The sequence below is a fragment of the Hymenobacter cellulosilyticus genome, from assembly GCF_022919215.1.
Taxonomy (GTDB): domain Bacteria; phylum Bacteroidota; class Bacteroidia; order Cytophagales; family Hymenobacteraceae; genus Hymenobacter; species Hymenobacter cellulosilyticus.
Map to the genome: position 1 here is coordinate 4,137,538 of NZ_CP095046.1, position 20,392 is coordinate 4,157,929.

Genomic DNA, 20,392 nt, shown 5'->3' on the forward strand with positions numbered 1-20,392 from the left:
CTATGGACGCCACCGACCGCAAAATCATCGACACTTCCCTGGCCCAGCTCCAGACCCTGCACCAGAATATCGGGCAGCTTTGGCCCGCCGATACGCTGGCCGCCTTTTACTACGAGGTGCTCACCGGCAGCATAGCCCGCAACGGGCCGGAAGTAGCTCAGGCTATCAGCGCCATTCTGAGCGAGAAATTCGACAACGCTACGAAGGCCCACGCCAGTCTGGGGCAAATTGGCATGAACGGCACGGTCGGCTCAGGTACTACTTCCCCAACCTAATTCGGGTAGGTGCTACAGGGTAGCGCGTCGTAGTTATTCGGGCCTGCCGCCTTAGGCAATAGGTTATTTCGACCGAGGGGTGTTTCTTCGGGTTAATTATGCCCTTCGCCCGTATAACTATACCCCGCTTATTGAGCTGTATCCTCCTAGTGCTTTCGGGGTTTTCTAGCATGGCCCAGAAGGCATCCGGGCCTCAGGTTATAGTGGAGGAAGCACTGTACAAGGATGGCCGGACCGTGCTGACGGCCATAAACCGGGGATTTGCGCCCTGTACTATTTTTCTGGAAGCCGAGTTGCTACACATGACTAGCGATATAGTCCTGCCCGCTAAAATAGTGGTATTTCCTTCCCAGAAGCCCCGGGTCATTGCTCACTTTACCCCGCAGGAGCAGTATCTGACCCGCACGTACAAGTATTGGTATGATGCGCAGCTCGGCATCTGCAACGGGAAGAAGCCGGACACAACCTTCGTTTATCGGTTGCCTTTTCAAACCGGAACTACCAGCATCGTTCTGCAAGCCGCAGCCGCAGATTCCACCCAGGGTAAGCCCTGGAGCCGTGGGGTTATTTTTGGGCTGCCCGAGAATACCCCTGTATGTGCGGCCCGGGCCGGAATTGTAACCGACATCCGCCAGGGCTCTAACAAATCCGGGGGCCGGGGCCGCCTGCCCGATACCAATATGATAGTTGTGTTTCACGACGACGGGACCTACGCCGTCTACACGCACTTTCGGCAGAATGGAGCGGCGGTATACGAGGGGCAGCGCGTCAATCAGGGCGACGTACTCGGCTTCTCTGGCAAAACCGGCTGGGTGCGACAACCCTGCTTAGGGTTCAATGTACAATACAGTGCCCAGCCACATCCGCGGTTGGTCCCCACCTTGTTTCAGACTGACAACACGCAAGTTCACTACCTGAAAACGGGCCAGACGGTCACCACCCCCTAACTCACTCGGTCATATGCCCGGATTGCTGGGTGTCGGGCATGCGCCAGTACACCAGCAGGGACACGGCCGCACAGAAGGTCACGTACCAGTAAAACCACGTTTCGACGCCCAGCTGCTTGGCCTGCAAGGCCACGTACTCGGCCGAGCCGCCGAAGATGGCCACGGTCAGCGCATACGGCAGGCCCACGCCCAGGGCCCGGATGGCAGTAGGAAACAGTTCGGCTTTCACCACGGCATTGATGGAAGTGTAGCCGCTCATAATCAGCATGGCCACGGCCAGCAGCGCCAGGGCTGCCCACTGACTGTCGGCCCGGCCCAGCAGGCTCATCAGGGGCACGGTGCCGAGCGTGGCGCCCACCCCGAAAAACAGCAGTACCGGCCGCCGCCCCACCCTATCCGACAAGGCCCCGAACAAAGGCTGCAGCACCAGGGCAATGCCCAGCGTGACAAAGGAAATCCAGGAAGCCTGGGCCTTGCTGAAGCCGGCCGTATTGACCAGGAATTTCTGGGCGTAGGTCGTAAAGGTGTAAAACACGATAGTACCGCCCAGCGTAAGACCTACCACCGTTAGAATTTCCTTGGGGTAGCGCAGGAGCAGCTCTAATTTGCCGGGCTCCTTGGCGTGAGCTTCTGGGGTTTCCTGCTGGTTTTGCACCACGAACGAGTCGGTTTCCTCCATGTGCCGCCGCAGATACAATGCCACCAAGGCCGCCGCCGCCCCGATTACAAACGGCACCCGCCAGCCCCAGCTATACATTTCGGCCTCACTAAGCCACTGCTGCAAACCCAGCTGCACCGTGAGGGCCAGCAGCTGCCCGCCCAGCAGGGTCACGTACTGGAAGCTGGAGAAAAAGCCCCGGTTCCGCTGGTCGGCCATTTCGCTCAGGTAGGTGGCCGATGTGCCGTACTCCCCGCCCACGCTCAGGCCCTGCAGCAAGCGAGCCAGCACCAGCAGCACCGGGGCGGCCACCCCGATCTGCTCAAAGCCCGGCGTGAGGGCAATCAGCAACGAGCCCCCGCACATAAGCAGCACCGACACCACCAGGGCAGCTTTGCGGCCGTGCCGGTCGGCGTAGGCCCCCATCAACCAGCCGCCCAGGGGCCGCATCAGAAAGCCCACGGCAAACACGGCGGCCGAGTTGAGCAGCTGGGCCGTCAGGTTGCCTTTGGGAAAAAAGGCCGGCGCAAAATACAGGGAGAAAGCCGAGTACACGTACCAGTCGTACCACTCCACCAGGTTGCCGATGGAGCCGCTGATAATGGATTTGATGCGGGAAGCCATGCTGCGCACGGGCGGCACGGCGGGAAGCGAAGCAGACATAGAAAGCGGGAATTCAGGCGGAAATACGGGGCAAAAACGGGCTGTGGCCGCCGCCAAGGTAGTTGGCTACAACCAAACTCCTACCTTTGCCGGCGTTGTTCTTGGTTTGATTTCAATCAGACGGCCGCAAGGTTTTCGGGTAATACCGGAATTAATAGGGAACCGGGTGCGAATCCCGGACAGACGCGCTACTGTAAGTACCAAGTTGGTTTTCACCTTACCAGAGCCCATTGGACTGGCCCGCGGGCCAGGCTGAGAAGGGCGGTGAAAACCGGTATAAGTCAGGAGACCTGCCTTGCGCCCGAGTTGATAAGGCTGCCCTCGCGCTATGGGGTCCTTGTCGGGTGCTGGTCTGTTTCGGGCTGCGGCGGGGCGTTTAGGAGTCCAGGCTGCCGGCCGGAACCGGCCTTTTCTCCCGACTTTTCCTGGTGCGCGGGTGGCCCGAAGTTGGCCGAAGGACGTTTCTTTTCCTTCTTTTCCCAGTCCTATGCTCACGCTCGATGAGAAAATTGCCCGCGCCGAAACGCGTATTTTCAAAGCGGTATTTCCCAACACCACCAACCACTACGACACGCTCTTCGGCGGCGCCACGCTCCACATGATGGACGAGGTGGCCTTCATTACGGCCACCCGCTTTTCGCGCCTCAAGATGGTAACCGTGTCCAGCGACAAAGTCGATTTCACCCACCCCATTCCCGGCGGCACGCTGGTGGAGCTCATCGGCAACGTGGTGCGCGTGGGCAATACCAGCCTGCAGGTGCGCGTGGACCTGTTTGTGGAGCAAATGTATTCCGAGGAGCGAATTAAAGCTGTGACTGGTACGTTTACCTTCGTAGCCATCGACAACGACAAGCGCCCGGTCCGTATCCTGCCCGAGGCCGTCACGGCCGAATAGACAGCTGTAAGTTTGTGTAGCCTATAATAGTCGTCATATCGAGCCACGCGAGACATCTCGCTTGGCCTAATTGAGTGAGGATTCATACAGCAGCAGGCAAGATGTCTCGCGTGGCTCGACCTGACGTTCCATTTACCACCGCATTCCTGAGCTACCGCTCCACTTGCGTATCTTTGTAGTCCAAAAATCACCTTTTGCTTAGGTCTAAAGGCTAAACACCTTTCACCCGTTATGTCCGAAAAACTAGAAATTGAGGCCCTGCTTCCCCCGGAAGTGGCCTACGACGAGTATGCGCGCTACCGCGCCCTGCTGGCCGCTGCGGGCCTGGAGCCTGGCGAGGCCGACTTCGTGCACCTGCGCAAACGCAGCATCGACGCCCGGGGCCGGCAGCCTCTGGTGCGCCTGCGGGCCGACATCTGGCGCACCGCCCCGCCCACCGACTTATTCGGTCCCTGGTTTCAGTACCCCGACGTGAGCCGGGCCCGCCGCTCCGTTATTATCGTGGGGGCCGGGCCGGCCGGCTTGTTTGCCGCCTTGCGCGCCATTGAGCTGGGCATGAAGCCCATCGTGTTGGAGCGCGGCAAGGACGTGCGAACCCGCCGCCGCGACCTGGCCGCTCTGAACAAGGAGCACGTGGTGAATCCTGACTCTAACTACTGCTTTGGCGAAGGCGGGGCTGGTACGTATTCCGACGGCAAGCTCTACACCCGCTCCACCAAGCGCGGCGACATTCAGCGCATCCTTAAGCTGCTGGTGCAGCACGGGGCCACGCCCGAAATCATGGTCGACGCCCACCCCCACATCGGCACCAACAAGTTGCCGGGCGTGGTGGCCGCCCTGCGCGAGTCTATCCGGCAGGCCGGCGGCGAAGTACGCTTCGACACCCGCGTCACCGATTTGATTCTGGATGGCAACCACCTGCGCGGCGTGGTAACGGCCGGCGGCGAGGCCCTGGAAGCCGACGCCGTGATTCTGGCCACCGGCCACTCGGCCCGGGATATTTACGAGCTGCTGCACAAGCGCGGGGTCCGCATCGAGGCCAAGCCCTTTGCCCTGGGCGTGCGCGTGGAGCACCAGCAGGAGCTTATCGACCAGGCCCAGTACCGCCGCGCCGACCGGGGCCCCTTGCCGGCGGCTTCGTACTCCTTGGTCCACCAAACCCAGTGGCAGGGCAAGCAGCGGGGCGTGTTTTCATTCTGCATGTGCCCCGGTGGGTTTATTGTGCCCGCCGCCACGGCCCCGGGCGAGGTGGTCGTAAACGGGATGAGCCCCAGCCGCCGCGACTCCCGCTTTGCCAACTCCGGCATCGTGACGGCCATTGAGCTCGAAGACATGGACCTGAAGCGCTACGGAGCCCTGGCCGGCCTGCAGCTGCAGCAGGAAATCGAGCAGCGGGCCTGCCAGTTGGCCGGCAACACCCAGTTGGCCCCGGCCCAGCGCCTGGGCGACTTCCTGAAAGGCAAAATCTCATCCGAGTTGCTCGAAACTTCCTATCAGCCCGGCCTGGTGCCGGTGAACATGGAGCAGGTGCTGGGCAAGGGCCTGGCCGCCCGGCTGCGGCAGGGCTTCGAGAACTTTGGCCGCAAGATTCCCGGCTACGCCACCAACGCGGCCCAGATTGTGGGCGTGGAAAGCCGGACTTCGGCTCCGGTGCGCATTCCGCGCGACCCGGCCACGCTGCAGCACCCCGAAACCACCGGCCTGTTTCCCTGCGGCGAAGGCGCGGGCTTTGCCGGCGGCATTGTGTCGGCGGCCATGGATGGGGAACGCTGCGCTGAGGCCGTAGCGGCGTTGGTTACGCGTTTTTAGCGGCTGTTTTTGGTTTTTTGCGGCTGGTTTTCGTTTAAGCCATAGCCCTGCTTACAAGGCGGGCTATGGCTTGGCTTCCTTAGCGTTGAATGCCAGCCAGTAACCCAAAACGATAAACGATCAACTAAGATGAAAAAGACCCTTGTTCTCGGCGCCAGCGACAATCCAGCCCGCTACTCCTACCGCGCCGTGCACCAGCTCAAGCAGCACGGCCACGAAGTAGTACCCGTCGGTATCCGCAAAGGCCAGGTCGCCGGCCTCGACATTCACACCGACCGGCCCACTGCCGGCGACGTGGACACGGTAACGCTGTATGTAGGCCCGCAAAACCAGCCCGCCTGGTACGACTACATCCTTGATCTGCAGCCCAAGCGCATCATCTTCAATCCCGGCACGGAAAACGAGGAGCTGGAGCGCATGGCCCAGGAGCGCGGCATCCGCACGGAGGAAGCCTGCACCCTGGTGATGTTGAGCATCGGCAATTATTAATGTGTGAATAGGCCGAAAGCGCCGATGCAAAAGCCGTGTCATTGCGAGGCGCAGCCGTGGCAATCCGTCCTCTGCGCAGCACCAAATGACCTTTTACCGAAAAGCCCTTTCTCGTCACAACGGGAAAGGGCTTTTCACTTAAGGACGACGCTCAGTACATTTTAAAGGATGGAAGGCTTCGTTCCAGGCAATGACAAATTGCCCGCATTATCCCAGCCGAACAATATTTTTAAATTTCTGCCTTCCCCAGGCAACCGGGCCGCAGGCTTTTGTATCTACCCCGCCAAACACCTCTCTATCGTTCGATTCTACTTCTTTTCCCGTGACTGACGCCGACCTCATAGCCGCCTGCCGCCAAGGCAGTGGCCGTGCCCAGAAACTGCTCTACGAGCGGTTTGCGGGCATGATGCTGGGCGTATGCATCCGGTATCTGCGCCGGCGCGAAGACGCCGAGGAAGCTATGCTGGGCGGGTTTGCCAAAGTGTTCCGGGCCCTGGATCAGTACCGGCATGAAGGCAGTTTTGAGGGGTGGATTCGCCGCATCATGGTAAACGAGGCCCTGGGCCAGCTGCGCCGCAAGGAACCCTTACACCTGGCCATCGACGATATGGTAACCGACGTGCCGGCCACGGCCGCCGAGGCCGAAAGCAACCTGAATGCGGCCGACCTGCTGGCCCTGCTGGCCGACTTGCCGGCTGGCTACCGCACCGTATTCAACCTTTATGCCCTGGAAGGGTATACTCACCCCGAAATTGCCGAGCTGCTGGGCATTTCCGAGGGCACTTCCAAATCGCAGCTGAGCAAGGCCCGCGCCATGCTCCAGCGCCGGTTGGCTTCGGCCAGCCTGAGCGCCTCCACCTCCTCACCGAAAGAATACTATGCAACCGGAAGATATTGATAAGCTGTTTCGCGACCAGCTTCAGCACCACGCCCCCACGCCGCCGGCCTACCTCTGGGACCAGCTGGAAGCAGAAATTGCCCCGGCCAAGAAACGCCCGGCTATGTGGCTCTACGCCGCCGTGGCCATGATTGCGCTGCTCATCGTGGCCGGTGCGTCTTGGATGCTGCGCACTTCCCAGTCGGGCACCGGCCTGGCTACGGGCACCCTGGCCACGACGACTACACCCGCCTCTTCAGCTAATTCCGCCGCAAAAACGGCTGCCGCTGACTTCGAGAAAAAATCTGCTACCACCCAGGCAACTACCCTCAGCGGGTTTTCATCTAGCGGTGTAGTAGGCCAGACAGCCACAGAAGTTGCCACCCTCAGCAAGGCTCCGGCCACGGTAACCACACCAGAGCTGCCCACAACTCGCAAGGTGAGCAGCGCGGCAGTCGGGTCGGCTGAGCCGGCTGCCGTAGCTCACACCAGTCTTCAGTCCACGAAAGCCCACCGCCCGGCGTCGGTACCCGCCCCGGCTGTGGCCCCTGCTCTGCCCGCCACCCCGACGCAACCGGAGCGCCAGCTGGCTCAGGCAGTAGCCGTGGCAGAACCTACCCCCGCCTCAGTGGCCCCACGGGCCCTATCGTAGTGGAAGTGCACCGCGGCACGGAAGCTCCGGTAGTAGCGCTGGCTGCCGCGGACGCGCCGCAGCCGTATGAGTCGGACTCACACCTCAAAAACTTGTTTCACAAAGCCAAAACCGCCGTCAAGGACGGCCGGGTGAAGCTACCCAAGGTGGAGCTCCCGGAAACGGTAACGGTGCAGGTCAACGTGTTTAATCACTCGGCCACCAAAGTCATTCAACTCTAAGATTTCTCAACTCCATAAGTCATGAAACGTTTTTCCGCTCTGTTGGCCCTGCTGCTGCTGACAGTTTTGACGGGCCCTACCCGCTCCCAAGCCGCTAATAAGCCTGCCAACGACGATACCATCGTGGTGAAACTGCCCAACCAGGCCACCATGACCCTGTATACCAAGAACAAGGAGCAGCTGCGCGAATTGCGCACCTACCGCCTCGATACGCTCATGGCCCTGCTCGACCGCTACATTCAGCAGGCTGAAGTGGCCAGCAAGAATGCCGGCAACAGCTCGGTGACCATGGAGTTCTACCCGGCCAAGGACCGCCCCGGCACCCAAGCCCCCGAACAGATCCGGGTGACGGTGCGCAACGAAGAGCCCACTACCAAAGTGGCCGTGAAGGGCTACAAGTTCGGGCAGGTGTTCAGCGTGACGGTGAAGGAAGGCAAGAACGGCAAGAACAGCGACGATGAGGTTTCTATCAGCATCGGCGACAGTGACGACCACAAATCCGACTCGCTGCGCAATGCTGAGCGGAATGCCAGAAGAGAAGAGCGGGCCAACCGGGCTGTGCATAGCAACTTCGCCATCGACCTGGGCTTGAATGCCCTGGCGAACCGCTCGGGCCTGAGCGAGGAGCAGTTTGACCTCAAGCCCACCGGCTCGCGCTACATTAGCCTGAACTGGTACTACGATATCCGGGTGGGTGGCCGCCGCAGCCCGCTGTTTCTGACCCTGGGCCCGGAGCTGGCCTTCAACAACTACATGTTTGACAACAACCGCCGCCTGTTTGCCACCGACACCCGCACTACCATCCTGCGGGAGCCCACCCTGAGCCTGGAAAAAAGCAAGCTGGCTACTACCGTTATTAACCTGCCCGTAATGGCCAAGCTCACCTTCAAGGACAAATCCGGGCGTGACGCTTTCCGGATTGGAGCCGGGGGCTTTGCCGGCTACCGCCTGGCCAGCCACACCAAAATCAAGTACGAAGACGAGGGCAACACCCGCAAAGACAAAGACCGGGGCAGCTTCAACCTGGAAGACTTCCAGTACGGCCTGCAGGGCAAAATCGGGGTGCGCGGCTTGGATCTGTTCGTGAAGTACAACTTAAACGAGCTGTTTAAGGAAAACCGGGGCCCACAGGCCCAGTCCGTCAGCTTTGGCATCTCCTTTCTGGACTAATCCTGCGCCTTGCGCACACGCAACGGGCCCGGCAGAAGCTTCTGCCGGGCCCGTTGCGTTTACTATTTTGCCTCCTGGGCGTACTACAGCGCCCGGTGGAAATTGTCGAGCAGAATGGCGGCCGATACTGCTACGTTCAGGCTTTCGGCCCCGCCGGCGCCGGGAATAAAGAGGCGCTGCGTGAGGCGGGCCAGCACCTCGGGCCGCGGCCCGTGCGACTCGCTGCCCATAATCAGCACCCCACCAGGGCGCAGGTCCAGGCGGTGCACATTGTCGCCTTCGAGGTGGGCGCCGTAGCGGGGCAAGTCGGCGGGCAGGGCGTCGAGCCACTCGGGCAGCTCCCGTTGCCACACCCGCACGCGGGTAAAGGAGCCCATGGTAGCGGCAATAGTCTTGGGCGCCCACGGGTCGGCGCAGGACTCGGAGCACACCACGCCCTGCAGTCCGTACCAGTCGGCCAGCCGAATCAGGGTGCCCAGGTTGCCCGGGTCGCGCACTTCGTCCAGGGCCAGTAGCAGCTTGTTTGGGGCGGGTTCCAGGGGCAATTCTTCCGGCAGCCGGGCAATGGCCAGGGCCGTGGTATTGTTGGCCAGCGTACCGAGTTTGGTTAATTCTTCCTCCGTGACGATTTCAACCGGTACCTTCGCGGGTAAGGACGGGATTTTTGCGGCAAACTCAGCCGTCAGGAACACCCGCTCCGTTAAGAGCCCGGAACGTAACAGCTCCACCACACTCTTGCCTCCTTCGACCAGGAAGGCCTGGTGGCGGAGCCGGTATTTCTTCAGGTGCAGCGCGTGCACGTATTTCGCTACTGCTTTTGAAACCATATTCGCTTTTTGCTAACCGCCCAGGGCGGCATATTATAGGATGGATACCCGGCGTGGTGCTGGCCAGCGTACTGCTGCTGGCGGGCTGCTCGCCGCTGCGGCTGCTGGCTCCTAACCAGAAGCTGCTGAGTCGTATCCGGCTGGAAGGCGTTAAGGAAGCCGATGCCGAGCGCATTGCGGCGCTGTATCAGCAGAAGCCCAACAGCCGCTTTCCGCTGCCAAAGCTAACAATCTACCAGCTGGGAAACCGCTTTTACAACAAGCCCCGGCTGGAAACCAAGCTCCAGCGCATCCGCACCGAGTTTGATGAGCGCATGCAGGCTGCCCGCCCCGACTCGGTGAAAGTGGGCAAACTGCTGGTGCGCCGCGAAAAGCGCACCCGTCGCCTGCAGCTAGCCCTCGACAAGGGCAACGCCATCATGCGCCTGGGGAGGCCCGGTGGTCTACGACTCCTCGCTCACGGCCCGGACGGTCGAGCAGGTTGCGACGTTCCTCAAGTCAGAGGGCTTTTTCCGCAGCCGGGTTACGGCCACCGACACTGTCGTCGACCGACGCTTTTCGCTGGGCCACCTCTTCGAAGGGCCCGACACGGTACACAACCTCCGCGTGACGGTAACCTACCGCGTAACCGAAAACCAGCCGTTTCACTACACCCAGCTCGATTACGACATTGCCGATTCGGCCGTGGCCCGGGTGGTGCTGGCCGGGCAGCCGGCCTCGCTGCTGCGCGTGAATGACCGCTACACGGAGTCCGTCATCGGGCAGGAGCGGGCCCGGCTGGAAACCCTGCTCAAAAACGCGGGCTACTTCGATTTCCGCCAGCAGTACATCACCCTGGAAGCCGACACCAGCTTTGCCCCCACTACCGTGCGGCTGCGCACCATCATTGCCAACCCCGGCCCCGGGGAGCAGCATCAGGTGTATACCGTCAGACGGGTGCGCTTTATTACCGACGCCGGCACGGTGCGCTTTGGGGTGAAGCGCGACACCTTGGTGCGCGACTCGATCTACTACCTGGCCTTTAAGCACCGCTTCAGCACCAAGATTCTGGACCGCAAGCTCACGGTACGTCCCGGTGAGCGGTACAGCCTGCAGAACACGCTGCTCACCCAGCGCCAGCTCAGCGACCTGGATATGTTCCGGTTCAACAACGTGAACTACACCAAGATCCGGCCCACTAACGGCGACAGTATTAGTAACAAGGGCCAGCTCATTGCCACGATAAACGCCTCACCCACCAAGAAGTACCAGGAAACCACCGAATTCGGCGGTACCTACGTGGCCGGCCTGCCGGGGCCTTTCATCAACTTCCGGCTCAAGGTGCGCAACATTCTGGGCGGGGCCGAGGTGCTGGAAATTGGCCTGCGCTCCGGCTTCGAAGGCCAGCTGGCCCGGGTGGCGCCCTACGGCAGCGTCCTCACCACCCAGCTCGGCGGCAACGTGAACCTGATCATCCCGCAGTTTCTGGTGCCCTGGAACACGAACCGCTTCCTGACGCGCTACAACCCCAAAACCCGTATCAGCGCCAGCTATACCTACGTGCAGCGGCCAGAGTATACGCGCACCAACCTGGAGGCCACCTACGACTACATCTGGCAGCGCTCTGCTTTTCACCAGTATGTTCTCACGCCTTTCGATTTAAGTATTATCTATACCCCTACTACTGACCCCGAATTCGATAAAGAGCTTGAACAACTGCGCGTTACCCAAGGCTCCCGCTATTCCGCAGCTTTACCAACCTTTACATTCCGAGCTTTAACTTCACCTCCCTCTACAACTCCAACGACTTCACCCAAACCCGGGATGCGCGCTACCTGCGGCTTTTTGCCGAGGTGGGCGGCCTGACCCGCTCCCTGTACCAGGACAAAATCGGCCTATCGGTGTACGACTTTGCCAAAGTCAGCGCTGATTACCGTCGTTACCACAAGCTGGGGCCCAAGTCGTTTTTCGTGTACCGCATCAATACCGGCGTGGCCCACGCGCTGACCAAAACCGACGGGCAGTACACGATTCCCTACGACAAGTATTTCTTTGCCGGCGGCAGCTCCAGCGTGCGGGCCTGGACCCCGCGCCGCCTGGGCACCGGCTCCTATACTACCTACCGGGTGAATTCCGAGGGAAAGACCGAGCGCGACTACTACCTGGAGCAACCCGGCGAGGTCCTGATTGAGGGCAACCTGGAGTATCGCTTCCCGATTTACGACTTCATCAACGGGGCTGTGTTCACCGATTTTGGCAACGTCTGGACGATGCAGGAAGAAGCCCGCGGCGACGAAACGGTCTTTCATTTCAACCGGTTCTACCGGCAGTTTGCGGTGGGCTCGGGCATTGGCATCCGCTTCGACTTTACCTTCCTGATTCTGCGCCTCGACATAGCCACTAAGGTTTTCGACCCCACGGCCCCGGGCAGAAAGTTTGTGTTGCCCAACTTTGAGCTTTCTCAAAACCAAACCCCGTTCAACCTGGGTATTGGCTATCCTTTTTAACCTGTTCATGCGCAAGTCCTCGTGTCCTTGCCAAGAGGCACAGCCGAAGCAGTTCGTGCTCTGAAATATAGAAATCCCTATGCACAGAAAAGCCCTGACGTTATGCTAACGTCAGGGCTTTTCTGTGCATAGGACGAATTAAAGCCTTGCCGCGCAAGAACCTGCCAGGCAACCCAAACAGTCCTAATACTCCAGCAGTTCGGCCAGGGCCGTGGCTACTTTCTCGGCACTGGGCAGCATCTGGCGCTCCAGCTCCACATTCAGGGCAATGGCGGGCAGGTTGGCGGCACCCACGGTAAACACCGGCGCGTCGAGCTGCTGGAAGCAGGTGCGCTGAATGCGGCCCGCCAGCGACTCGGCAAAAGAGTTCATCAGCGGCTCTTCAGTCAGCACCAGGGCTTTGCCGTGGCGGCGCACGGCGGCCTGCACGGCGTCGAAATCGAGGGGGTTGAGCGTGCGCAGGTCCAGAATTTCAACCTGGCCAGCAAACTGCTTGCTGGCGGCTTTGGCCCAATGCACGCCCATGCCGTAGGTAATCACCACGCAGGTAGCCCCCTGGCGCAGCTGCTCCGGGTCGGCCGGCTGGGCAATGGCGGCCTGCCCCAGCGGAATAGCGTAGCCCGTGGCCGGCTCCACCGTTTTGGCGTCTTCCGTGCCGGGCACCTTACTCCAGTACAGGCCCTTGTGCTCTAGCATCACCACCGGGTTGGGGTCGAGGAAGGCAGCGCGCAGCAGGCCTTTCATGTCGGCCGCATTGCTGGGGTACACCACCTTGATGCCGCGGATGGTCAGCAGCGTGCTTTCGATAGAGCCGGAATGGTAAGGTCCGCCCCCACCGTAGGCGCCGATGGGCACCCGGATCAGGCTCTGCACCGGAAACTTACCGTTGGAGAGGTAGCACGACTTGCTGAGCTCCTCCACCAACTGGTTGAGGCTAGGCCAGATGTAGTCAGCAAATTGAATCTCGACAATGGCCTTGGCCCCCACGGCACTCATACCGGCGGTGGAGCCCACGATGTAGGCCTCCTGAATTGGGGTGTTGAACACGCGGGTGTCGCCGTACTTTTTGGCCAGCAAAGCCGCTTCCCGGAACACACCGCCCAGCTCCCCACCCACGTCCTGGCCGTAGAACAGGGCTTCGGGAAACTCGCGCAGAATGTCGTCCACGGTGTGCAGGGCCGCATCTACCATCAGGGCTTTGTCGGCGCCGGCCGGGCTGCGCTCCCCGGTTTCCTGAGTTACGGCGGGCTCGGCAAACTCGTGGTCGGCAAAGGTGGCCGGGTCGGGGTTGGGGCAGCCAGGGCGCGCTGGTAGTCGGCTTCGACGCGGGCGCGGGCCTGCTGGCCCAGCTCTTCTAGCTCGGCTTCGGCAAGGCCCAGAGCCAGCAGGTGCTGATGCAGGCGGGGCAGCGGGTCATTGGTGGTGTGTTCGGCCAGGTTGTCGCCGCGATACCACTCACGCCGCACGCCGCTGGTATGGTGGCCCAGCAGCGGGCACTTGGCGTGCACCAGAATCGGGCCCCGGGTGCGCCGCACGTAATCGAAAGCCGTGGCCAGGCCGGCGTAAGAATCGGGGAAGTCGGCCCCGTTTACGCGCAGGCGCTGCAAGCCCTTGAAGCCGGCGGCAAATTCGTAGGCATCCATGGCGCGCATTTCGCGGCCGGTAGCCGAAATGCCCCAATCGTTGTCTTGCACCAGGAAAATAATGGGCAACTGGTGCAGCACGGCCATTTGCAGGGCCTCGGACACTTCGCCCTCGGTCATGGCCCCGTCGCCGATGGAGCACACGACTACCGGCGCGCCCTGCTGGGCCCCGACGGGCAGCAGGCTGTAGAGGCCCGGAATCGAAGCACCGCTTTCGTACCAGTCGCGCGGGTCGGCAGTTACCGGGTTCAGGCCCTGGCTTTCCAGGTACTTGATGCCGTGGGCCATGCCCGTGGCCGGAATGGCCTGCATACCCGTGGCCGAGCTGTTGTGCGGGATGGTGGGAAAGCCCGGCCGGCGCAGCGAGGGGTGCGAGTAGTAGGTGCGGCCGCCGGAGAAGGGGTCGTCGCGCTTGGCCATCAGCTGCAGCATCAGCTCGTAGGGCTCCAGGCCCAGGCCCAGCAGCATGGCGTCGTCGCGGTAATAGGGTGTCACGTAGTCCTGAGGACCCAGAAAGCAGGCGGCGGCCAGTTGAATGGCCTCATGGCCCCGGGCCGTGGCGTGCACGTATTTGGCCGTTACGGCCTTGTTTTCTTCGTAGAGGCGGGCCAGCTCGTCGCCCGTGCGCATGAGCGAATACACGCGGCGCAAGGTGGCCTGGTCGGGCTGGGTGGCGTTAAGTTGGGCGGTGAAGTCGGGTTCCAGGGTGGGAGCAGTTGAATTCGGCATGGGAGGCTAAGAATACAGGGGCGAAAGTACAGCATCAGAACGACAGCAACACCCTGGTTTAGCTCCGGGCGGCCAGACCTGTCGGCAATTCCGCTTCTCGCCCCTTTTTAACCCATTCGCGACGAGGAATGGTAGCTCATCAATGAAAATTTCTTTACTGTGCCTCAGAATTACACCTAGCCCAGGCTTTAAAGCCTCCTAGCCAGGAAGTACTTACCAGTGCCCGTTAAGTATCAGGCATTTACTGAGGGTAAGCCTAAAACGCAATTTGGTTTATTATGATTAATTAAATTTTTATTATAATCATTTTAATATAAATTCAGTTCAACGCGGTAGCGGGGCTCTTGCAGGGCATTATTCATTTCAACCAGTATTCACTTTTAACTATTCTCCCGTATGAAATCAACCCGATTCGTTTTTGTGGCTCTCTTGGTAAGCAGCGCAGCCCACGCCCAAGATAACAGCCAAACCTCGACCAGCTTTGGCAACAGCAACCAAGTGACCGTCACGCAAACCGGCCGCGGCAACAACGCCACCGCCCGCCAAAATGATGCAGCCGTGAACGGCGGCTCGGCCAGCGGCAACAACAACCAAGTTACTCAAACCCAGATTGGGCGAAATCAGCTGGCCCAGGTAGACCAGCTGGGCAACGACCAGCAGGCCGTGCAATATCAGAGCTCCGACCGGGGCGGCGTAGGGGCTTCCATTCTGCAGGGCTCTTCCCAGGCCGGCAGCAACGGCAACTTCGCCGGGCAGCGGCAGGGCGGCTTCAGCTTGGGTGCCAATATCCAGCAGCTCAGCGGCCTTAACTACGCCACCCAGGATCAGTCGGGGCGTAATGCTACGGCCACGATTCTACAAAGCCAGGGCAACGGCAACCGCGCCACGCAGCAGCAAAGCTCTTTTAGCGAGGCAACGGCTACGCAGCTGGGCGCTGCCAATACCTCTACCCAGGAGCAGTCGAACAATCTTGGCACGGGCACAGGGTCTATTCGCGCTACCGTTTACCAGGCCGGCAACGGAAATAGCGCCACCCAGCGCCAGCAAGATGCAAGGCGGAGTACGTCCAGCTTTACTTCCCAGGAGGGCATTATTACCCAGGAAGGTAATTTGAATAGGGCCACGCAGCAACAGAGCGGCACCGGTGCGCAGGCCACCATCACTCAGATCGGCAACGGCAACAGCGGCAGCCAGCAGCAAACCCCTAGGTTCGTGGAAATTGGGCAGCTGAGCGCGACGCTAACCCAGATTGGTGATGCCAACAGCAGCACGCAAACTCAGCAGCAAACCGACTACTCCACGCTGCGCACCACCCAGACGGGCAACGCCAACAGCGCCCTTCAGACCCAAAGTAGCGGGGTCTACTTAAGCGCGGTCATTACCCAGAGCGGAAACGAAAACCGGGCCACCCAGACCCAGCAGGATGCTTTTCAGAGCGCTACTATTACCCAAAGCGGTTCGGGCGATACGGCTGTTCAGGACCAGCGCACCGGGGGAGACGGCAGCGCCTTTTATGGCAATAAGGCCACTATCAGCCAGCAGGCCGCCGGCGGGAACAACTACGCCCAGCAGCTTCAGGTGGGGGACGGCAACAATGCCCGCACGGAACAAGGCACAGCCGGCAACCAGAGCGACATTCAGCAGCAAGGCAACGGCAACACCACCGTAGTGGTGCAGAACTAGCCCCATGTACTTCCCTGCAAGCATCGAAGCCCGCTTCCCCAGGGAGGCGGGCTTTCTTGTTACGGCTACTGCTGCATTTTGCCGGCCGGCGGCCTGCCCTGCCCTTTGCCATCTTACCGGTAGGCTTCACTTATCCAGCTTCACTACTTCAAAACGCGCATAAACCCCTACCTTTGCGGCTTACAACCTACCCTGCCGCCCGGCGGTTTTTCTGTTTCTGACCCGAGCAGCTCCTTGATTACAGGGTTCAGAACTGGCTTTTTATCCGCATGTTGACTACCGCTTCTTCCCTTGCGCCGGTTGCTTCCACCTTCCGCGACTCCGTGGCTACCTGGCTGCGCGACTTTCAGCTCCGCCTTTGCCAACAGCTGGAGGAAGCCGACGGCGGCGCCACGTTTCTTTCCGATACCTGGCAGCACGGCAGCGGCGGCGGCGGCTTGTCGCGCGTGATTCAGGGTGGAAAAGTACTGGAGAAAGGCGGCGTAAATTTCTCGGCCGTGTGGGGCGAAATGAGTGAGCAGGCCGCCCGGGTGCTGCTCATGCCCAACCCCAACTACTTTGCCACCGGCGTTTCGGTCGTGCAGCACCCGCGCAGCCCCATGGTGCCCATTGCCCACATGAACGTGCGCTACTTCGAGGCCGGCAACGGGGAGGCCTGGTTTGGCGGCGGCATCGATTTGACGCCCATCTATGTGGACGAAGCCCAGGCCCGCTGGTTTCACGAGCAGCTCCGGGCCGTCTGCGACGCCCACAACCCCGCCTACTACGCCCGCTTTAAGCAGTGGGCCGACGATTACTTTTTCCTGCCCCACCGCCAGGAAACCCGGGGCGTGGGCGGCATTTTCTTTGACCGCCTAACCGTGGGCAAGGACGGCACGCGCGAGGAGCTCTTTGCCTTCATCCAGGCCGTAGGCAACGTGTTTGGCCCCACCTACACCGAGCTCATGCGCCAGAACCGCGACCTGCCCTTCGGCGAGCGGCAGGTGCAGTGGCACATGCTGCGCCGGGCCCGCTACGCCGAGTTCAACCTGGCTTTCGACCGGGGTACCCGCTTTGGCCTCGAAACCGGTGGCCGCACCGAAAGTATTCTGATGAGCCTACCCCCGCGCTGCGAGTGGCACTACGACCAGCGCCCCGAGCCCGGCTCCCCCGAAGCGGCTACCCAGGCCTGGCTGCGCAAAGACGTTCAGTGGCTGGCCGAAAATCCCACTGCGCTTTGATTGACCAACTGCAAGCCCTGGACCGCTGGCTGTTGCTGGCGGCCAACAACCATCATTCCAACGCCCTGGATGCGTGGATGATTTTCTTCTCGGAGCGTTTCGTGTGGTTTCCAGCGTATCTGGTGATTCTGCTCGTGCTGGCGTATATGTTCCGGCAGCGTGCCACCTTGCTGCTGCCCATGCTGGGCCTGAGCGTAGCTCTGGCCGACGGCATTTCCAGCCGGTTTTTTAAGCCCTACTTTGCCCGCCTGCGCCCCTGCCACGACCCGCAGCTGTCGGCCACGCTCAACCTGGCCAGCGGCTGCGGCGGGCAGTTCGGCTTTATGTCGTCGCACGCGGCCAATGCTTTTGCCCTGGTGGTATTTCTGTTTCTGGCCCTGCCCCGCCGCTACTGGCTGGCCAAAGTCCTGATTCTAATCTGGGCCGTCCTTGTGTCGTACAGCCGCATGTACCTGGGCGCCCACTACCCTTCCGATGTGCTGGCCGGCGCCGCCCTGGGCAGCCTTGCGGCCTGGGCCAGCTTCCGCCTTTATGAGCTGGGCGCGGCCCGCTGGTGGCCAGCAGCCCACCTGTCTTCCCGCCTATGAGTCTTTCTAACCGCCAATTCCTGTTTCTGCCCGGCAGCACCCGCCGGCAGGGCAACAGTGAGCAACTAGCCCGCCTGGCCGCCGACCACCTGCCCACCGGTGCCGAGCAGCGCTGGCTGAATCTGCTCGATTATCCTCTCCCCGACTTTGTGGACCGCCGTCACGGCGATTCCTACCCTCCTCCGGAGGGCAATGCCCAAGTGCTGCTGGAAGCCACCCTGCAAGCTACCGACCTGGTGCTGGCGATGCCGCTGTACTGGTATACGATGCCCGTGCCCACCAAGCAGTACCTCGACTACTGGAGCGCCTGGATGCGGGTGCCGGACCTGGATTTCCGGGCCCGAATGGCTGGCAAAACCTTCTGGGCCATTGTTGTCAGCAGCGGAGAGCGGGCCGAAGCCCAACCACTGGCCGACACGCTCCGCCTCAGCGCCAACTACATGCACATGAGCTGGGGCGGCCTGCTGTTCGGCAACGGCTCCCGCCCCGGGGACATTCTGCTGGACAGCAAGGCCCTGATGGAAGCGCAAACGTTCTTCACCGCCAACGGCCCAACTGCCCACTAGTCAGAGTTACGAACCGGCGGCAGTAAAGCAAAAGCCCCTACCAGCGACAAACTGATAGGGGCTTTTGCTTTACTGCCGGAGCACTTATTTCTTGCCGGGCTTGCGGTTGCCGGTGTGGCCGTCGCCCCGGTCGCCCTGGCCGGGGCGGCTGGTGACGCGGGAGTTGTGCTTATCATCCTGGGACAGGGAACGGTTCAGGTCCACTTCGCTGGTAAACTGGCCTTTCTCGTTGCGGCGCACGTAGCGCTTGTCGCCGGGCGTGGGTTCTATCAATTCGCGTTTCGACATGGCGTAGGACAAATCAAAGGTGAGATACTCCCTATACGCACCTGCGCCGGTCTTGTTAGGCTAATTACCGCTTCTCGTTGAGCTTAACTACCTCCTGCTCAAGCCGTCCTATTTACAAGCCACCGCGACTACAAAGGCTCACTCACGCCAATCATCACCCCAAAGTCACCATCGGTTTGCACCCACTGCTCTTTTGGCGCATAAGTGCGGGATACCAGGCCGTCGAGGTAAAGCGCGTTGCGGCAGCCCTGCTGCCGGAAGTACTCGGCAAAATCGTAGAGACTGATGGGCTGCCGCGACATGGCAAAAAGGACCCGCCCATCCGGCAGCACGCCCACGCCATTGCGGATATTCAAGTTTGGGGAGCCGGGCTTGAAGGCGGGGTGAATGCGGCCCTCCACTACCAGCATTGGGCCCGACTGCGTGGCGTAGGCAATGGCTTCGGAATACCGGAAGGCGGCCGTTGGGCACACTACGGCCTTATTTGTTGCCGTAATGTAAAACACGCCGTTGGGCAACAGATAAAAATTACCGCTACCGGCGGTGGTATCCAGGGGCGTAATAACCCGGGCATCCTGGATAAAGAGGCCCAAGGGCACGTTGCCGGCCTTATACATACCCGCATTCATGCCAAATACCAGGTTCTGCTTCCGGCCTCGTAGCCAGTCGGCCAGCCGCTGCAGACTGCGCAAGGGCTGGCCGGCGTCATCTCTCCAGTACAGGCGCAGGGTTTGCCGGCGCAGGTCAACCTGGTAGCTTACAAACCGACCTTCTTTGCTGGGGGCACTATGGCAGCCCACCAATGCGGCTATCAGCCCCAAGCTAATTAGCCAGCGCCGGCCTCTGCCATACCATTTTCCTGGCATAGCCACCTTACCCGCTACTTACCCAGCAGCTTGGCCACGTACTTGCCCACGATGTCGAACTCCAGGTTCACCAGGTCGCCGGGGCGCAGGTGCCGGAAGGTGGTGTGCTCGTAGGTGTAGGGAATGATGGCCACGGCGAAACTGTCGTCGGTCGAGTCGAAGCAGGTCAGGCTGGTGCCGTTGATGCAGATGGAGCCTTTTTCCACCGTCACGCGGCTCGGGCCGGGCTCGTGGCGGAAGCGGTACAGCCAGGAGCCATTCTGGTCGGTTACACTCTCACAAGTAGCCGTCAGATCCACGTGGCCCTGCACGATGTGGCCGTCGAAGCGGCCGTTGGCCGAGAGGCAGCGTTCCAGGTTCACCTGCCGGCCTGGGGCCCAACTGCCCAGGTTGGTTTTCTGCAGAGTTTCGTCGATGGCCGTTACCACGTGGGTGCCGGCGACGGCGTCTACGGCCACCACCGTCAGGCACACGCCGTCGTGGGCCACGCTCTGGTCAATCTGCAACTCGTGAGCAAAGGGTGCAGCCACAGTAAAGTGCCGGTTTGAGCCCTCGGTTTTCACGTCGGTAATCGTGCCGAGTGTTTCTACAATTCCAGTGAACATGATGGTCTGATGTGCGAATGGGTTGGAAGATGGGCAAGGCGCTAATGACTTTTGTGTGTCATTGCAAGGCGTAAGCCGAAGCAATCCGTCCTTTGAAAGGTAGTGAGCTTGCTGAAGTGAAAAGCCTACGGGTATAACAACGAAATGGGCCTTCTGATAAAGGGGCGTTTGTCACTGGCCGAGGTCGGATTGCTTCGCGTTGCTCGCAATGACATGAGGTTGGCATTAGCACAATC

20 protein-coding genes, 1 pseudogene and 1 riboswitch are annotated in these 20,392 nt (G+C 60.9%); of the genes and pseudogenes, 15 read left to right on the plus strand and 6 right to left on the minus strand.

All coding sequences use genetic code 11. The features are described from left to right. The first annotated feature begins 2 nt into the window (after window positions 1-2). Window positions 3-275, plus strand: a complete 273-nt coding sequence (locus MUN79_RS20385) for a hypothetical protein (RefSeq protein WP_244674422.1) — start codon at window positions 3-5, stop codon at window positions 273-275. 302 nt (window positions 276-577) lie between these two features. Next, the gene (locus tag MUN79_RS20390; RefSeq protein ID WP_244674423.1) at window positions 578-1,222 is read left to right on the plus strand and encodes a M23 family metallopeptidase; all 645 of its coding nucleotides are present in this window, start codon (window positions 578-580) and stop codon (window positions 1,220-1,222) included. A 1-nt stretch (window position 1,223) separates the two neighbouring features. Here the strand turns inward: MUN79_RS20390 and MUN79_RS20395 are convergent, their stop codons facing one another. Beyond that, complete coding sequence (locus tag MUN79_RS20395; protein WP_244674424.1) at window positions 1,224-2,543, minus strand: MFS transporter; 1,320 nt, start codon at window positions 2,541-2,543, stop codon at window positions 1,224-1,226. 112 nt (window positions 2,544-2,655) lie between these two features. Next, window positions 2,656-2,855: riboswitch (cobalamin riboswitch) on the plus strand. Window positions 2,856-3,030: 175 nt separating this feature from the next. Here MUN79_RS20395 and MUN79_RS20400 point away from each other — a divergent pair. From MUN79_RS20400 to MUN79_RS20430, 7 genes are all read left to right on the plus strand, one after another. Continuing rightward, entirely contained in the window at window positions 3,031-3,438 is a 408-nt protein-coding gene (locus MUN79_RS20400) for an acyl-CoA thioesterase (protein ID WP_244674425.1), read from the plus strand. A gap of 231 nt (window positions 3,439-3,669) precedes the next feature. Then, window positions 3,670-5,247, plus strand: coding sequence for an NAD(P)/FAD-dependent oxidoreductase (locus tag MUN79_RS20405; RefSeq protein WP_244674426.1), 1,578 nt, complete (start codon window positions 3,670-3,672; stop codon window positions 5,245-5,247). A gap of 129 nt (window positions 5,248-5,376) precedes the next feature. Further along, a complete protein-coding gene (locus MUN79_RS20410; protein WP_244674427.1) occupies window positions 5,377-5,736 on the plus strand; it encodes a CoA-binding protein in 360 nt (119 codons plus the stop codon). A 322-nt stretch (window positions 5,737-6,058) separates the two neighbouring features. Beyond that, window positions 6,059-6,634 carry an RNA polymerase sigma factor gene (locus MUN79_RS20415; protein ID WP_244674428.1) on the plus strand — a complete coding sequence of 192 codons (576 nt, stop codon included), beginning with the start codon at window positions 6,059-6,061 and terminating at the stop codon, window positions 6,632-6,634. After that, window positions 6,615-7,265 carry a hypothetical protein gene (locus MUN79_RS20420; RefSeq protein ID WP_244674429.1) on the plus strand — a complete coding sequence of 217 codons (651 nt, stop codon included), beginning with the start codon at window positions 6,615-6,617 and terminating at the stop codon, window positions 7,263-7,265. Before MUN79_RS20415 ends, MUN79_RS20420 begins: the two co-directional genes overlap by 20 nt. Window positions 7,266-7,270: 5 nt before the next feature. After that, the gene (locus tag MUN79_RS20425) at window positions 7,271-7,486 is read left to right on the plus strand and encodes a hypothetical protein (RefSeq protein ID WP_244674430.1); all 216 of its coding nucleotides are present in this window, start codon (window positions 7,271-7,273) and stop codon (window positions 7,484-7,486) included. A 21-nt stretch (window positions 7,487-7,507) separates the two neighbouring features. Next, window positions 7,508-8,656: an outer membrane beta-barrel protein gene (locus MUN79_RS20430; protein WP_244674431.1), complete on the plus strand. Its 1,149-nt coding sequence runs from the start codon at window positions 7,508-7,510 to the stop codon at window positions 8,654-8,656. Between the two features lie 83 nt (window positions 8,657-8,739). Here the strand turns inward: MUN79_RS20430 and MUN79_RS20435 are convergent, their stop codons facing one another. Continuing rightward, on the minus strand, window positions 8,740-9,483 hold the full coding sequence (locus tag MUN79_RS20435; RefSeq protein ID WP_244674432.1) for a TrmH family RNA methyltransferase: 744 nt from the start codon (window positions 9,481-9,483) through the stop codon (window positions 8,740-8,742). A gap of 438 nt (window positions 9,484-9,921) precedes the next feature. Between MUN79_RS20435 and MUN79_RS20440 the strand changes: the two genes are divergently transcribed. Further along, window positions 9,922-11,328 (plus strand): BamA/TamA family outer membrane protein, encoded by a 1,407-nt coding sequence (locus MUN79_RS20440; protein ID WP_244674433.1) that lies wholly within the window; start codon window positions 9,922-9,924, stop codon window positions 11,326-11,328. Beyond that, the gene (locus MUN79_RS20445; protein WP_244674434.1) at window positions 11,316-11,969 is read left to right on the plus strand and encodes a BamA/TamA family outer membrane protein; all 654 of its coding nucleotides are present in this window, start codon (window positions 11,316-11,318) and stop codon (window positions 11,967-11,969) included. Before MUN79_RS20440 ends, MUN79_RS20445 begins: the two co-directional genes overlap by 13 nt. A gap of 183 nt (window positions 11,970-12,152) precedes the next feature. Here MUN79_RS20445 and MUN79_RS31945 read toward each other — a convergent pair. After that, window positions 12,153-14,341: pseudogene (locus MUN79_RS31945) on the minus strand (alpha-ketoacid dehydrogenase subunit alpha/beta). A gap of 396 nt (window positions 14,342-14,737) precedes the next feature. Here MUN79_RS31945 and MUN79_RS20460 point away from each other — a divergent pair. The 4 genes from MUN79_RS20460 to MUN79_RS20475 all read left to right on the plus strand — a co-directional run bounded on the left by MUN79_RS20460 (window position 14,738) and on the right by MUN79_RS20475 (window position 18,397). After that, the gene (locus tag MUN79_RS20460) at window positions 14,738-16,024 is read left to right on the plus strand and encodes a hypothetical protein (RefSeq protein ID WP_244674437.1); all 1,287 of its coding nucleotides are present in this window, start codon (window positions 14,738-14,740) and stop codon (window positions 16,022-16,024) included. A 269-nt stretch (window positions 16,025-16,293) separates the two neighbouring features. Then, the gene (gene hemF / locus MUN79_RS20465; RefSeq protein ID WP_244674438.1) at window positions 16,294-17,244 is read left to right on the plus strand and encodes an oxygen-dependent coproporphyrinogen oxidase; all 951 of its coding nucleotides are present in this window, start codon (window positions 16,294-16,296) and stop codon (window positions 17,242-17,244) included. Further along, complete coding sequence (locus MUN79_RS20470) at window positions 17,241-17,831, plus strand: phosphatase PAP2 family protein (RefSeq protein ID WP_244674439.1); 591 nt, start codon at window positions 17,241-17,243, stop codon at window positions 17,829-17,831. Before hemF ends, MUN79_RS20470 begins: the two co-directional genes overlap by 4 nt. Beyond that, window positions 17,828-18,397 (plus strand): flavodoxin family protein, encoded by a 570-nt coding sequence (locus MUN79_RS20475; RefSeq protein WP_244674440.1) that lies wholly within the window; start codon window positions 17,828-17,830, stop codon window positions 18,395-18,397. The genes MUN79_RS20470 and MUN79_RS20475 overlap by 4 nt, the downstream gene beginning before the upstream one ends. Before the next feature lie 84 nt (window positions 18,398-18,481). Here MUN79_RS20475 and MUN79_RS20480 read toward each other — a convergent pair whose 3' ends face one another. The 3 genes from MUN79_RS20480 to MUN79_RS20490 all read right to left on the minus strand — a co-directional run bounded on the left by MUN79_RS20480 (window position 18,482) and on the right by MUN79_RS20490 (window position 20,156). Beyond that, window positions 18,482-18,685 (minus strand): hypothetical protein, encoded by a 204-nt coding sequence (locus MUN79_RS20480; RefSeq protein ID WP_244674441.1) that lies wholly within the window; start codon window positions 18,683-18,685, stop codon window positions 18,482-18,484. 128 nt (window positions 18,686-18,813) lie between these two features. After that, complete coding sequence (locus MUN79_RS20485; protein WP_244674442.1) at window positions 18,814-19,506, minus strand: phosphodiester glycosidase family protein; 693 nt, start codon at window positions 19,504-19,506, stop codon at window positions 18,814-18,816. A gap of 59 nt (window positions 19,507-19,565) precedes the next feature. Continuing rightward, window positions 19,566-20,156, minus strand: coding sequence for a riboflavin synthase (locus tag MUN79_RS20490; RefSeq protein ID WP_244674443.1), 591 nt, complete (start codon window positions 20,154-20,156; stop codon window positions 19,566-19,568). Window positions 20,157-20,392: the final 236 nt, after the last annotated feature.